General features: G+C 68.3%; 11 protein-coding genes. 6 read left to right on the forward strand and 5 right to left on the reverse strand.

Annotated elements, in window-relative coordinates; genetic code table 11:
* Positions 1-11: 11 nt before the first annotated feature.
* The 4 genes from QF040_RS01955 (at position 12) to QF040_RS01970 (ending at position 3,229) form a co-directional block, all read left to right on the forward strand.
* Positions 12-1,169 carry an ABC transporter permease gene (locus tag QF040_RS01955; RefSeq protein ID WP_429609576.1) on the forward strand — a complete coding sequence of 386 codons (1,158 nt, stop codon included), beginning with the start codon at positions 12-14 and terminating at the stop codon, positions 1,167-1,169.
* Between the two features lie 49 nt (positions 1,170-1,218).
* Positions 1,219-1,449 carry an acyl carrier protein gene (locus tag QF040_RS01960; protein ID WP_429614599.1) on the forward strand — a complete coding sequence of 77 codons (231 nt, stop codon included), beginning with the start codon at positions 1,219-1,221 and terminating at the stop codon, positions 1,447-1,449.
* Positions 1,450-1,551: 102 nt separating this feature from the next.
* Positions 1,552-2,625, forward strand: a complete 1,074-nt coding sequence (locus QF040_RS01965; protein ID WP_429609577.1) for a beta-ketoacyl synthase N-terminal-like domain-containing protein — start codon at positions 1,552-1,554, stop codon at positions 2,623-2,625.
* Between the two features lie 100 nt (positions 2,626-2,725).
* On the forward strand, positions 2,726-3,229 hold the full coding sequence (locus tag QF040_RS01970) for a hypothetical protein (protein WP_429609578.1): 504 nt from the start codon (positions 2,726-2,728) through the stop codon (positions 3,227-3,229).
* Between the two features lie 20 nt (positions 3,230-3,249).
* Here the strand turns inward: QF040_RS01970 and QF040_RS01975 are convergent, their stop codons facing one another.
* From QF040_RS01975 to QF040_RS01995, 5 genes are all read right to left on the reverse strand, one after another.
* Positions 3,250-3,882: an HD domain-containing protein gene (locus tag QF040_RS01975; protein WP_429614600.1), complete on the reverse strand. Its 633-nt coding sequence runs from the start codon at positions 3,880-3,882 to the stop codon at positions 3,250-3,252.
* A 12-nt stretch (positions 3,883-3,894) separates the two neighbouring features.
* Positions 3,895-4,995: a lytic murein transglycosylase B gene (mltB, locus tag QF040_RS01980; protein ID WP_429609580.1), complete on the reverse strand. Its 1,101-nt coding sequence runs from the start codon at positions 4,993-4,995 to the stop codon at positions 3,895-3,897.
* 53 nt (positions 4,996-5,048) lie between these two features.
* Positions 5,049-7,070 (reverse strand): transglutaminaseTgpA domain-containing protein, encoded by a 2,022-nt coding sequence (locus QF040_RS01985; RefSeq protein WP_429609581.1) that lies wholly within the window; start codon positions 7,068-7,070, stop codon positions 5,049-5,051.
* Between the two features lie 661 nt (positions 7,071-7,731).
* Positions 7,732-8,709, reverse strand: a complete 978-nt coding sequence (locus tag QF040_RS01990) for a DUF58 domain-containing protein (protein WP_429609582.1) — start codon at positions 8,707-8,709, stop codon at positions 7,732-7,734.
* Entirely contained in the window at positions 8,706-9,626 is a 921-nt protein-coding gene (locus QF040_RS01995; protein WP_307508500.1) for an AAA family ATPase, read from the reverse strand. The genes QF040_RS01990 and QF040_RS01995 overlap by 4 nt, the downstream gene beginning before the upstream one ends.
* Positions 9,627-9,706: 80 nt before the next feature.
* Here QF040_RS01995 and QF040_RS02000 point away from each other — a divergent pair, with 80 nt between their 5' ends.
* The gene (locus tag QF040_RS02000; protein ID WP_429609584.1) at positions 9,707-10,660 is read left to right on the forward strand and encodes a histone deacetylase family protein; all 954 of its coding nucleotides are present in this window, start codon (positions 9,707-9,709) and stop codon (positions 10,658-10,660) included.
* Positions 10,661-10,699: 39 nt separating this feature from the next.
* Positions 10,700-11,980, forward strand: coding sequence for a mechanosensitive ion channel family protein (locus QF040_RS02005; protein WP_429614601.1), 1,281 nt, complete (start codon positions 10,700-10,702; stop codon positions 11,978-11,980).

The following is an 11,980-nucleotide window of genomic DNA, read 5'->3' on the forward strand; positions in this document are numbered from 1 at the left end:
GACCGAACCGCATGCTGCCCGCGCTCATCAAGAAGGAACTGCTCGCCCTCGTGCGCGACATGCACGGCCTCGCCGTGCTGTTCCTGATGCCGATGGTCTTCATCGTGCTGATGTCGCTCACGCTGAAGGACATCTACCGGCCGCCGCTTGCCGAACTCACCTACGCGGTCGACGCGCGCGACACCGCGACGCCCGCCAAGTGGCTGCTGCAGATCTGGCAGCGCAGCCATGGTGCGCCGCAGCCGCTCGGCGCGGACTGGCAGGAGCGCCTTCGCAACGGGTCGCTCAAGTACGTGATCGTGCTGGAGCCGGGTCTCTCGGAAGAGCTGGAATCGGCTGCGCTCTCGACCCGCGCGCACATCCGGCTGCTGGCCGAGCCGGGCATTGACGCCAATCTCTTCAATGCACTGCGCGCGGAACTCATCGGCGCATCGGGCGAGCTGAAGGCGCGCCTCGCGCTCGCTGTGCCCGGCACCGCCAGCCCGGCGCCCGATGCCTCCATCCAGGCGATGGTGCAGGCCGAGCGCTTCTCCACCGCCGGCCCGCGGCCCACTTCGGTGCAGCAGAACGTGCCGGCCTGGCTCGTCTTCGGCATGTTCTTCGTGGTGGCCTCGCTCTCCAGCCTGTTCGTGCAGGAGCGCGGCTCGGGCGCGCTCGGCCGGCTGCAGAGCCTGGGCGTGTCGCGCACGATGCTGCTCGCTTCCAAGGCTTTGCCGTACCTGGGCGTGAACGCGCTGCAGGCGCTGCTCATGCTCGCGGCCGGCATCTGGTTCATGCCGCTGATCGGCGGCGATGCGCTCTCGCTCGCGGGCATCCATTGGGCCGCGTTGCTGCTGTCGCTCGCGGCCGTGAGCCTTGCCGCGGTGAGCCTGTCGCTCGCGCTGGCATGCCTCGTGCGAACCCATGCACAAGCGGCTACGCTCGGACCGATGGTCAACGTGCTGATGGCGGCGGCAGGCGGCATCATGGTGCCCAAGTTCGTCATGCCGGGCTTCATGCAGCGGCTGGTCGAGGTCTCGCCGATGAACTGGGGCCTCGAGGCGTTGCTGACCGTGCTGTTGCGCGGCGGCGGCGTGATTGATGCATTGCCGCAGGTTGGCCGGCTGGTCGCGTTTGCGGCCGCCATGTTCCTTCTCGCAGTCTTTCTGTTTCGCAGGCGCACATCGTGAGTACTCCGTGAGTAGCGTGACCCCTGAATTCATAGCCAGCCTCAAGGCGATGGTGCTCGAAGCCGTCGAGCGGGATGCGCCCCCCGGCGGCCTCGGCGACGACGAGCCGCTGTTCGGCCCCGAGGCGCGGCTGGACCTCGACTCGCTCGATGCACTGCAGGTGTCGATGGCGATCCAGCAGCAGTTCGGCGTGCGCATGCCCGACAGCAAGGAAACGCGTCGCGCGCTGACCTCCATCGCCCATCTGGCGGAACACCTCGTGCAGGCGGGGAAAGCATGAGCACAGCAGCGCAACGGGTGCACCCATGAGCGCCGCGCAGGGCCGTCCCAAGCAAGCTCGCTCCCGCTTGGCGGGAGGGCGCGCAGCGCCAAGGGTGCACCCATGAGCGGCGGCGTCTACCTGGCCGCCACGGGTCTTGCCTGCGTGCTCGGCAACGACATGCCCGGCGCGCTCGATGCATTGCGGCGCGGCGGCGTCCCGCCGACGCCGGTGACCATCGCCAAGGGGAACGGCTGGCCGGTCTACAAGCTGCCGCCGCAGGAGGGCAACTGGCTCGAGCGCGTGCGGCGCACCATACGCAACGTGGTCGCGCAGACTGGCGAGTGGGGCGACCGCACCGCGCCGCTCTTCGTCGCGTCGTCCTCGCTGGACATCGGCTACATGGAGCACGCGAAGCCCGACCTGCGGCTGGGCGGCGACCTGCAGGACTTCGCCACCATCGTCTGCGAGGCGCTCGACTGGCAGGGTCCGGTCTTCACGATTTCCACGGCTTGCACCTCGGCGCTGAACGCGGTGCTGGCGGCCGCCGACCTGATCAGGAGCGGCGGCACCGACGAGGCGCTGGTGCTCGGCGCCGAGCTGGACAACCGCTTCACCGCGGCCGGCTTTCGCGCGATGCAGCTGCTCGCACCGGGCAACGCCCAGCCCTTCGGCGCGGAGCGCAGGGGGCTGGTGCTCGGCGAAGCCGTGGCGGCGCTGCGGCTGGGCTCGCGGCCGACGCGCTGGCGCATCACGGGCGGCGCGAACGTGGTCGACGGGCGCAACCCGTCGGGCACCGAAGCCAGCGCGGTGCGCGCCATGTGCCAGGCGGCGCTCGCGCAGAGCGGGCTGCGGCCGGAAGACATCGACCTCATCAAGGTGCAGGCCGCGGGCAGCCCGGTCAACGACGCCATCGAGGTGGAGGCGCTCAAGCAGGTGTTCGACCGGTTGCCGCCGCTGGTGTCGCTCAAGTCGTCGCTCGGCCACACGCTCGGCGCGGCGGGTGCCGCCGAGCTGGCCCTCCTGGTCGGCTGCATCGAGGGCGGCGCCTGGCCCTCGACCGACTATCCGCTGGACGAAACGCTGGGCATCACGCTGAGCACCGAACCGCCCGCGAAGCTGCGCAACATCCTGCTCAACGTGGTCGGCTTCGGCGGCGGGCATGCCTCGCTGCTGCTGAAGGATTGCCACGCATGAGCGCCGCGCCGGGCCGCCCCAAGCAAGCTCGCTCCCGCTTGGCGGGAAGGCGCGTAGCGCCAAGGGTGCATCAATGAATGCCTTGCCTAGAGATATCGCCATGAATGCCGGGGCCGAAACCGTCTGGCGCACCGTCGCCCATTTCGTCGTTCATCCGCCGCCCGCGGACTGGCGCGACGAACTTGCACGCCGCCTGGGCCGTCGGCCGCGCCGCGTCGGCCTGTGGACCGAGCTGGCGATGTACGGCGCGCGCCGCTGTCTCGACATGGCGGACGAAGCCGCGCTGCCGCAGGGTGCGCGCCTGCGCGTCGCCAGCAAACGCGGCGCATGGGGCGCCACCTACACGGGGCTGGAGCAGCTCGACGCGGGTCTCCCGATGCCGTTCACCTTCATGCAGAGCCAGCCGGCGCTGATGCTCGCCGAGGTCGGCCGCTGCCTCGAATGGCAGGGCGATGCGAGCTTCATGCTGTGCCGCGATCCCGAGCGCTTGCTGCAGTTGGCGAAGCTCGGCGCTTCGCGCGACGGCCTGCTGTTCGGCATCGTCGAAGAAGAGCGCAACGAGGAATTGCCGCGCACCGAGTGGTGGCGGTTGGTGCCGGCCTGAGCCTTCGCGCTGCGAGCCGGTCAGCGCCGCGGCGCTTGGGAAATGGACTGCTGGAGGTTGATGCGCGCGCGGGCCTCGAGCAGCGCGTGCATCCGGGGCGTGGCGTAGATGGCGTCTCGATCGAGAAAGCGCTGCAGGATTGCGCGCCGGCGCGGCAGGCGCACTTCGTCGGGCACGAAGGCGTACTCGGCGTGGACCTGGCGCTCGTATTCGGCAAAGCGCGCCGGCTCGGCACCGAGGATGGAGAGGTCGATGTCGATCAGCAGTTCGGCGTCGCGGCCTTCGGGCACCGCGTCGTGGCGCGTGGCCATCACGAGGGAATGAATACGTTCGGCCGCTTCGTCGCTCGCTCCCGCAGCCCGCACGATTTCACGCGCCCAGTCGGCGCTGCGTGCTTCGTTGTCGTGCGCATGCACGTCGTAAATCGCGTCATGGAACCAGAGGGCGAGCGCCACTTCGCCGGGGCGTTCGGCCAGCGCTTTCTCGCGCTCGAACCAGGCGAGGCATTCGCAGAGGTGCTGCATCGTGTGGTAGTGGCGTTGCGGCTCGCCATAGCGGCGCTGCAGCTCGGCGCACAGGGCAAGGTCGGGCGCTTCGATGCCCAGGGCACGCCAGGCCTCGGTCCAGTTCGCAAGCAGCGCCTCGGGCTTCATCATGGGTGAGCGCTATTGGTCCATGGCGGCCTTGACCTCCTGGCCGAGGTCGAGCACCGACATCGCGTAGTAGCTGCTCCAGTTGTAGCGCGTGATCACGTAGAAGTTGCGCGTGCCTGCCACGTAGGTCGGCGGTGCGTCGGCGCCGTTCTGCAACTCGACGAGCGCGAGCAGGCCCTTGTGGCGGATGCCTTCGCCCTCGGGCACCGCACCGGCGGCCACGAAGCTGTCGGCGCTGAAGGTGGGGAGGATGTCGGGCGCGAGCAGCAGCGACTTCTTCAGCCGCGCTTCCTCGAAATGCACCGGGTAGGTGGCGGGCATGCCGGGCGTCCAGCCGAAGCCCTTGAAGTAGCTAGCGACCGAGCCGATCACGTCGGCGGGGTTGTTGACCAGATCGATGCGGCTGTCGCCATCGAAATCGACCGCGTACTTGGCGATGCTGCTGGGCATGAACTGCGGCATGCCCATGGCACCGGCGTAGCTGCCGAGGGGAACCAGCGGGTCTTCGGCGGTGCGGCTCTCGGTGCTGAGAAAGCTTTCGAGCTCGCCGCGAAAGAAGGCTTCGCGCTCGGCCGCGCGCGGATGGCCCTGCGGGAAATCGAAGGACAGCGTGGCCAGCGCATCGATCACCCGGAAGTTGCCCATGTTGCGGCCGTAGATGGTTTCCACGCCGATGATGCCGACGACGATTTCGGGCGGCACGCCGTACACCTGCTCGGCCCGCGCCAGAGTGGCCGCGTTGTCGCGCCAGAAGCGCACGCCGGCCGCGATGCGCACCGGGTCGATGAAACGGCTGCGGTAGGTCTGCCAGTTCTTTACCGTGCCTACCGGGCCGGGCAGCATCAGCCGCGGCACGTTGGGCAGGAAGCGCGCGCTGCCGATGGTGGCGCGCACCCATTCGCGATCGAGGCCGCGGCGTGCTGCCACATCGTCCGCGAACTGCATCGCATCGTCGCGCGTGGCGTAGGGAATGCTGCCGCGCACGGGGTTCGAGGCGCCGTTGCGGCCATTGCCCGATTTCTGGGCCGAAGCCCCCGTGGAACCTACGCAGCAAGCGATGAGAAGAACGATGGCGGCGGTGGCGCGAGAGGGCTTGGGGAGAAGGAATCGCATCGGCCGATTGTGCCGCCCGCCCGCGCGAGGCTGCCGGCGGGACACATGTGGTTTCAGCCGCGTGGATTTGCGACCGGCCAGGCGAGCCGCCTGAACTCCGCGCGCAGGGCCGCGAGCGTTTCGGGCGCGGCCTCTGCATAGCGCTGTGCCTCGAGCTTGAGCAGCCAGTCGCGCACCGGTTGCGCGGCGGGGCCGAAGCGTGCATCGGCCTGGGCGGCCATCTGGCGCGGCGGGGCGGTCTCGGGCACCGCGAGGCCGGCTTTCGCGAGGCGCGCGCGGGCTTGGCCGAGGAGGCGCAGCCACGGGTCGTGCCGGCTGCGTTCCCACAGCGTCCAGCCCGCGCCGGCGAGGCTCGCGGCGATCACCAGGTAGAGCAGCACATAGGCCAGGTCTTCGAGGCTCGGTGCATCGAAGCCGAGGTTCTTCAGCAGGTTCAGCTGGCGGCTCTGGGTGTAGCTGAGCACCCACTGGTTCCAGCCGTTGTTCACCGCCTCCCAGGCGGCGCGCAGGTTCTGCACCAGCGTCGGGCTCATTGCGCCGAACGCGCCGGCGAAGAGGCCCGGCTGCGGCACGAGCCGTTGCAACTGGCCGATGCGACCGGGTGCAACCGAGGCCGTTGGGTCCACGCGCACCCAGCCGGCGCCTTCCTGCCAGACCTCGGCCCAGGCGTGCGCGTCGCGTTGGCGAATGATCCAGTAGTTGTCGATGCTGTTGAGCTCGCCGCCCTGGTAGCCCGTCACGATGCGAGCGGGGATGCCCAGGTTGCGCATCAGCACCACGAAGGCCGAGGCGATGTGTTCGCAGAAGCCCTCCTTGCGGTCGAACCAGAACTCGTCGGCCGTGTCGTTGCCGTAGACGCCGGGTTCCAGCGTGTAGGTGTAGCCGCCGGTGCGCAGGCGTCGCAGCGCGGCCTGGACAAGGGCGGGTGTGGCGGCACCGGCGAGTGCGGGGTCGTTGCGCATTTCCGCCGCGAGCGCCGCGGTGCGCGGGTTCGTGCCGGGCGGCAAGGCGAGGTAAGCCTGCAACTGCCCGCCCATGCGCCGCACCGGACCGCTCTGGAATTGCGGATAGCTCTCCGCGCGATAGCGCAGCAGGTCGGTGACGGGGCGGCTCGAGAGCCACTGCAGGTCGGGCGTGCCCATGACTTCGAGGCCGGGGGCTTCGGGCGCCTTCTGCGCTGCATCGAGCGTCAGCAGCCAGGGGCGGTTGCTGGGTTCGAGCGTGACTTCGTAGCGCACCGGCTCGCCGATCACGCGCAGGTTGGCAGAGCCTTGGCCGCCGCGTGCCCACGCTGGCAATGCCGACCACTCGCGGCCATCGAACTGCCCGAGCACCGGGCCGCGAAAGTAGAGCTGGCTCTGCGGCGGCGAGCGATCGCCTTCGAACTTGATGCGCGCCGCGATGCTGTCGTCCAGCGCCAGCTCGGCGATGGTGCCGACGCGCATCGTGTTCGAGAGCCCCATGCGCCCGGCCATCGCATCGCTCGGCGTGCCCCAGAGCGGCGCGAAGCGCGGGAACAGCAAAAACAGCGCGAGCATGATCGGCGCGCCGGCCAGGGCCATCCATCCGGCCGTGCGCGCGGCCTGCAGCAGCGATGGCTTGCCGACGGGCATGTGCGCGTTGACCAGCGCCGTGAGCAGGCCCAGCAGCGCGAGCAGCATCGTGAAGGCCGTCAGCAGCGACTGCGAATAGAAGAAGTTCGTGAGCATCGCGAAGAAGCCCAGGAAGAAAACGACGAACGCGTCTCTGCGGGCGCGCAGCTCCAGTGTCTTGAGGGCCAGCAGGATCACGATCAGCGTGACGCCGGCGTCGCGGCCTAGCAGGGTGCGGTGGGTGGCGTAGGTGCCCGCGAGTGCGAGGGCGAGCAGCGCGATTCGCCACCATTTGCCGGGGAGCGGGCGGGCCTCGATGGCGAGCGAGCCGCGCCAGAGCAGGACCAAGGCTGTCAGGGCTGTGCACCACCAAGGCAAGTTTTCTACTTGCGGCAGGACTATCAATGCGATGACTGTCAGGAGGAAGAGGGTGTCTCTTGCATCCCTTGGGAGGGCTGCGAGCTTGAGCATCAGCTTGTTCATGCGGGGTGACCCTGGCGGGGGGCTGAGGCCGGGTCTCGCCCCGGCGGGCGACTCACTTTCTTTTGCTTCGCCAAAAGAAAGTAAGCAAAGAAAAGGCGACCCCGCTGGCTGCGACCCCTGCGCTGCGCTACGGGGCAACCTGCGGTGCTCGCGGTTCGCGGGGTCTCGCCGAACTCGCTGCGCTCAAACAGCGGCGAGCCCTGATCCGCGAACCGCTGCGCTCCTCGGCGCAGCCAGAGGGGCTTGGGCACCGAACGGGCCATTGCCTCGCTCGGCCCGAAGGGCGGACACGCGCGAGCGCGCGTCCGCCTTGAATCGGTTGTGTGCTTGTGCTTATTTGGTTTGTTGGATGCCGCAAAGGCCGAGCGCAGCGACGGCCCGGTCTGGCTTGAACGCCGAGCGCAGCGATGGCGCGGCCGAAAGCCCTTCTGTATGCGCCGAGGAGCGCAGCGTTTCGCGGACAAGGGTTCGCCCTTGTTTGAGCGAAGCGAGTTTGGGCGAGACCCCGCGGAACGTGAGCACCGCAGGTTGCCCGAAGCGAAGCGGAGGGACGCAGACAGCAGGGTCGCCTTTCTTTTGCCTACCTTTCTTTGGCGAAGCAAAGAAAAGTAGGTCGCCTGCCGGGGCGAGACCCGGCCTCGGAAAGAAAACCCACAAAACCTCAACATAAAGCCAACGCCTCCAGGCAAGCCCTCCGATGAGCCTCCCCTTGAGAGGGCTTCACCACCCGCCCAGCAACCCGAACCCCATAGTCCACCCCCAGCCGATCCGCCATCAACACCCACGCACAAAGCCGCGACACCCGTGCCTCGGTGTCAGCAAGCCCAGCAGCCTGCGCATCGAGCCAGAGCTCCTCGCGCTGCGTGTGCTGCGTATCGCGGCTGACGAGGTCTTCCGACCCAGTCGCCTGCGCACGCGCAGCCTTCTTCCAGACCACCAGCTTGAGCGGATCCCCGCGCCGGTACGCACGCACGCCGTCGTACTCCCCAGCCCCATGCGCGCGCTGCGCAGCCGAAATGGCCGCCGGCCCCGACAAGGGCTCGCCGGCCGGCAACGGCGGCGGATGCGCCTCGGGCGCCGGATACACCAGCATCTGCGCCGCGGGCCGCCAGACCGTCCAGACGCGGAAAGTGCCGAGCGGAAAGCGCGTCTCGGCGGTGAGCGGCGGCACCGGATGCAGCCCCCGCCGCTCGGGCAGGAACGCGATCTCGACGGTGGAGGTGCCTTCGGCCGGCACATCGGTCCAGGCCCACTGCCCGCTGCCGCGCACCGCCATCCCGATGCCATAGCGCACGCTGCGCCGCTCGTTGTGCAGCACGACGCGGAAGACGGCGGCCGCACCGGCGTAATGCGCCTCGGGCGGCATCATGCGCATCGCGAGGCCGCGCAGCGTGGCGTGGCACACGTGCATGCCAACAGCGACGCTGCCGGCCAGCAAGAAGGTCAGCAGGTAGCCGAGGTTGAGCTGGTAGTTGATCGACGCGACCAGCAGCACGAGCAACGTGGCCGCCAGCGTCCAGCCGGCCCGCGTGGGCACGATGTAGACGTTGCGCTGGGTGAGCTCCAGCGTGTCAGACGGCGGCCGCCGGGACAGGAACCAGCCGTCGATGCGCGCGCGCAGGGCGCCGACCGGACTCACGGCAATGGCACCGCCGCGATCATGGCGCGCACCTGCTCGACGGCGCCCCGGCCCGCATCGCCCACGGGCGTGAGCCGGTGCGCGATGGTCTGCGGCAGCACGGACTGCACGTCGTCGGGCGCTACATAGTTGCGGTTGGCCAAGAGTGCCTGCGCCTTGGCGGCGCGCAGCACCGCGATGCCGGCGCGCGGCGACAGGCCCTGCAGGAACCAGCGGCCCGAGCGGGTGGCGGCGATCAGGTCCTGCACATAGTTGAGCAGCGGCTCGGAGGCGTGCACCTGCTGCACGCGCTGCTGGATGGCGGTGAGTTCGCCGGCGGTCAGCATCGCGGGCAGGCTCGCGAGCATCTCGCGCCGGTCGGCGCCCGAGAGCAGCAGCCGCTCGGCGGCGCGGTCGGGGTAGCCGAGCGAGATGCGCATCAGGAAGCGGTCGAGCTGCGATTCGGGCAGCGCAAAAGTGCCAAGCTGGTCCTGCGGGTTCTGTGTGGCGATCACGAAGAAGGGCGTCGGCAGCGGGCGGGTCTCGCCTTCGATGGTGACCTGCTTTTCTTCCATCGCCTCGAGCAGGGCGCTCTGGGTCTTGGGGCTCGCGCGGTTGATTTCGTCGGCCAGCAGCACCTGCGCAAAGATCGGACCGGGGTGGAAGACGAAGGCCTGCTGGCCCCGGTCGTAGATCGCGACCCCCGAAAGATCGCCCGGCATCAGGTCCGCGGTGAACTGAACCCGCGAAAACTGTAAACCGAATGTGTGCGAAAGCGCATGGGCGAGGGTGGTCTTGCCGACCCCTGGCACGTCCTCGATCAGGAGGTGTCCTCCAGCGAGCAGGCAGGCCACGCAGTCGCGCACCTGCGCCTCTTTGCCGACAATCACCGTGTTAAGCTGACTCAGCAAAGTGGCAAGCTTCGCAGCAACGTCCATATTTGTATCCATATGCAAACGATACCGTAAGACCTGGCGGCCCCATGCCGCGTGAGGTCTAGACGTGGCGACAGAGACACATGGGCAAGACAGGCTACTTCACACACCGCGACTTCTGGAAGCACGACATGGGCCGGGGTCATCCCGAGTGCCCCGAGCGGCTGGATGCCATCGAAGACCGGCTGCTGCTTACGGGCGTCAGTGATGCGCTCGAGCACTGCGAAGTGCCGTTGGCCACCCTGGAGCAGCTCACCCGGGCCCACAGCGTCGAGCACGTCGAACTCCTCGAAGAGCTTCATATGCGCCTGGTGGCCGACGAGCCCGCCGGCGGCCCCGACCACGCGCAGCTCGACCCCGACACCTCCCTGAACCGCTTCACGCTGCTGGCCGCGCGCCGCGGTGCCGGCGCGGCCATCGCCGCGACCGATGCGGTGATCGCCGGCGATATCGAGAACGCGTTCTGCTCGGTGCGTCCGCCGGGTCACCACGCCTGCCGCGAGCGGGCAATGGGGTTCTGCTTCTTCAACAACATCGCCATCGCTGCGCGCCATGCGCTCGAAGTGCATGGCTACGACCGGGTCGCGATCGTCGATTTCGACGTGCACCACGGCAACGGCACCGAGAACATCCTCTCGAACGATCCGCGCGTGCTCATGGTCGGCTTCTTCCAGCACCCGTTCTATCCGTACAGCGGCACCGAGCACCCGGCGTCGAACATGCTGAACCTGCCGATCCCGGCGTACACGCGGGGCATGGATGTGCGCGAGCTCATCGAAGCCACATGGATGCCGCGGCTCGAAGAATTCCGTCCGCAGATGGTGTTCATCAGCGCGGGCTTCGACGCCCACCGCGAGGACGACCTGGGACAGCTCGGCCTGACCGAGAACGACTTTGCCTGGATCACCAGCCGCATCCACGATGTCGCCAAGCGCCATGCGCGCGGCCGTATCGTGTCGATGCTCGAGGGCGGCTACAACCTCGATGCGCTGGCACGCAGCGTGGAAGCGCACATCCGCGTCCTGGCCGATCTGTAACGCCAAGGGCGCGCGCACGGCGCCATGTTTTCCGAACCGATGAATTTCAACGACTTCCTACAACGCCTGAAACTGGTCGATGCGACCGGCATCGGCATCGAACTGAGCGTGCTCGTGGCCTGCGTGGCCTTGGCCTGGGCCATCTGCAAATGGTTCGGGCGCGACCAGCCCAAGGACTCGATCTGGTTCGGCGAAAGCACCTTCGACGGTCTGCTGTTCCCGCTGCTGTCGCTGGTGTTCACCGACCTCGCGCGGCGCGTGGTGATCGACTTCCAGGCGGTGCTGGTGCTGCGCATCGCGGTGTCGGTGTTCCTTTCGCTCGCTGTCATCCGGCTCTTCGCGCGGGTGCTCAGGGCGGTGTTTCCCACCTCCAACCTGGTGCGGCTGATCGAACGCACGATCTCGTGGCTCGCGTGGATCGCGGCCGTGCTCTGGATCGTCGGGCTCTTGCCGCCCGTGCTGGCCGAACTCGACAACATCACACTGGCCTTCGGCAAGACGCGCGTGAGCGTGCAGACCATCTTCCAGGGCGTGCTGTCGGCCGGGCTGGTGCTGGTGATCGCGCTGTGGATTGCCTCGACCATCGAGAAGCGCATCCTGCGCGAGGCCGTCACCGACCTCTCGATGCGCAAGGTGGCGTCGAACGCGGTGCGTGCCTTCCTGCTGCTGATCGGTTTGTTGTTCGCGCTGTCGGCGGTGGGGGTGGATTTGACGGCGCTCTCGGTGCTGGGCGGTGCGCTCGGGGTGGGCCTGGGCTTCGGGCTGCAGAAGCTGGCGGCCAACTATGTGAGCGGGTTCGTGATCCTGCTGGAGCGATCGATCCGCATCGGCGACAACGTGAAGGTCGACACCTTCGAGGGCCGCATCACCGACATCAAGACGCGCTACACGCTCATCCGCGCAGGCAACGGGCGCGAGGCCATCGTGCCGAACGAATCGCTGATCACCAGCCGGGTGGAGAACCTTTCGCTGGCGGACCGCAAGTTCAACATCACGACCAACATCGTGGTCGGCTACGAGAGCGACGTGGCGCAGGTGCAAGCCATCCTGTGCGCGGCGGCGAAGTCGCAGGCGCGCGTGATGACCGATCCGGAGCCGATCGCCTATCTGATGAACTTCGCGCCCGACGGCCTGGAGTTCAGCCTGCATTTCTGGGTCGCCGACCCGGACAAGGGCAAGGACAACCTGCGCTCGGCCATCAACATCGCCATCCTCGAAGGGCTGCGCGGGGCGGGCATCGACATTCCCTATCCGCAGCGCGTGCTGCGTGTGGAATCTTTGCCGCCTGGCATCGCGCCAGCGCCCGACGCTGTTTTATAA

The organism is Variovorax sp. W2I14 (genome assembly GCF_050435205.1).
GTDB classification, from domain to species: domain Bacteria; phylum Pseudomonadota; class Gammaproteobacteria; order Burkholderiales; family Burkholderiaceae_C; genus Variovorax; species Variovorax paradoxus_C.

Excerpts from the sequence above, each read along its gene's own strand:
- QF040_RS01955 (WP_429609576.1), top strand. The coding sequence starts at position 12 with ATGCTGCCCGCGCTCATCAAGAAGGAACTGCTCGCCCTCGTGCGCGAC.
- QF040_RS01960 (WP_429614599.1), top strand. The coding sequence starts at position 1,219 with ATGGTGCTCGAAGCCGTCGAGCGGGATGCGCCCCCCGGCGGCCTCGGC.
- QF040_RS01965 (WP_429609577.1), top strand. The coding sequence starts at position 1,552 with ATGAGCGGCGGCGTCTACCTGGCCGCCACGGGTCTTGCCTGCGTGCTC.
- QF040_RS01970 (WP_429609578.1), top strand. The coding sequence starts at position 2,726 with ATGAATGCCGGGGCCGAAACCGTCTGGCGCACCGTCGCCCATTTCGTC.
- QF040_RS01975 (WP_429614600.1), bottom strand. The coding sequence starts at position 3,882 with ATGAAGCCCGAGGCGCTGCTTGCGAACTGGACCGAGGCCTGGCGTGCC.
- mltB (WP_429609580.1), bottom strand. The coding sequence starts at position 4,995 with ATGCGATTCCTTCTCCCCAAGCCCTCTCGCGCCACCGCCGCCATCGTT.
- QF040_RS01985 (WP_429609581.1), bottom strand. The coding sequence starts at position 7,070 with ATGAACAAGCTGATGCTCAAGCTCGCAGCCCTCCCAAGGGATGCAAGA.
- QF040_RS01995 (WP_307508500.1), bottom strand. The coding sequence starts at position 9,626 with ATGGACGTTGCTGCGAAGCTTGCCACTTTGCTGAGTCAGCTTAACACG.
- QF040_RS02000 (WP_429609584.1), top strand. The coding sequence starts at position 9,707 with ATGGGCAAGACAGGCTACTTCACACACCGCGACTTCTGGAAGCACGAC.
- QF040_RS02005 (WP_429614601.1), top strand. The coding sequence starts at position 10,700 with ATGAATTTCAACGACTTCCTACAACGCCTGAAACTGGTCGATGCGACC.